Source organism: Streptomyces sp. NPDC050997, assembly GCF_040660135.1.
GTDB lineage: Bacteria > Actinomycetota > Actinomycetes > Streptomycetales > Streptomycetaceae > Streptomyces.
Window position 1 is genome coordinate 1 of sequence record NZ_JBFAGK010000047.1, and the last position, 1,093, is coordinate 1,093.

1 pseudogene is annotated in these 1,093 nt (G+C 71.5%); it reads right to left on the reverse strand.

What is annotated here, in order from left to right:
- Positions 1–1,072, reverse strand: a pseudogene (locus AB0H86_RS43665) (hypothetical protein); the annotation flags it as partial.
- Between the last annotated feature and the right edge of the window lie 21 nt (positions 1,073–1,093).

A 1,093-nucleotide genomic window follows, 5' to 3' on the forward strand; every position in this document is an offset into this window, starting at 1 on the left:
GCCAGCGGTCGTTGTCGCCGTCCTCGGTGTCCAGCTTCCCGTTGGGGTCGCCCTCCAGGAGGATCGCCGGGAACAGGCCCTGCGGCTGGTAGCCGCCCATGCCGGTGTTCTTCCAGTCCGCCGACCGGTAGAAGTCGAGCTTGCCCACGACGGCCTGGTCGGCGGCCCACTCCACCTGACGCGGGGTCGGCTGGAACGCCTGCTTCTTGACGTCGTTGCGGGGGACGGCGCAGGTGCGTTCGGCCGCGTCCTCGCTCGGATCGGAGGGCGAGGAGGCGGCGACTTGGGTGCCTGCCGTCTGCGTGGACAGGCCGGGCGAACGTCCGTCCTGGGCCGCTGACTTGGCCGACTGCGGCAACGCCGGCGAAGTCGCCGCTCCCTGCCGTTCCGACTTCTCGCCGCCGATACGGCGCTCTCCCGGTACGGCATCCAGCGTGACCGCCCGCTTCGTGTCGAGGAGGCGCAGGCTGATGCGTGCGGTGCGTTCGGCCAGGGCTTCGTCGGCCCGGATGCGGGTGTCCTTGCCGTCCGCCCAGGCGGCGGTGAGGGCGGCCTGGCCGTGACTGGAGACGAGCGCGCCCTTGGCGATGCCGCCGGGGTTCTTCACCGTCTTCGGCAAGGTGCCCTTCGCTGCGGCCTTGCCGGTGATGTACACGGTGCCGTCGGCAGAGGAGGTGAGGTCCCAGTCGGCGAGGGCGCCGGATGCCACCGTGGCGGGCCGGGCATCGCGCTCGCGGAGCCGGCCCGCGGCCAAGTGCTTGGCGTAACTGGTGGAAGTCTTCTGGGAGTTCCTGCTCTGCGTGCGGTCGATGTAGGTCACGCCGCCGGCGGCGTCGACCGTGAGCTGGAACGGTACCGACTCGGTACGCGTGATCTCCCTGACCGTGCCCTTGGCCCCGGCCGCTACCAGCCGGCTGCCGTTGGCGGCGACGATGCCGTTCCTCGTCGGCACGGCGGAGGTGACCTCGCCCGGATAGACGGCCGGGGTGCCGGCCTTCCCCGTGGCCGCGTCCACCGTGACCAGGCGGGTCTGCTGCTTGGCGTCGCCGTCGTAGGAGAGCTGGGTGAACACGGCCTGCTCACCGTCACCGCA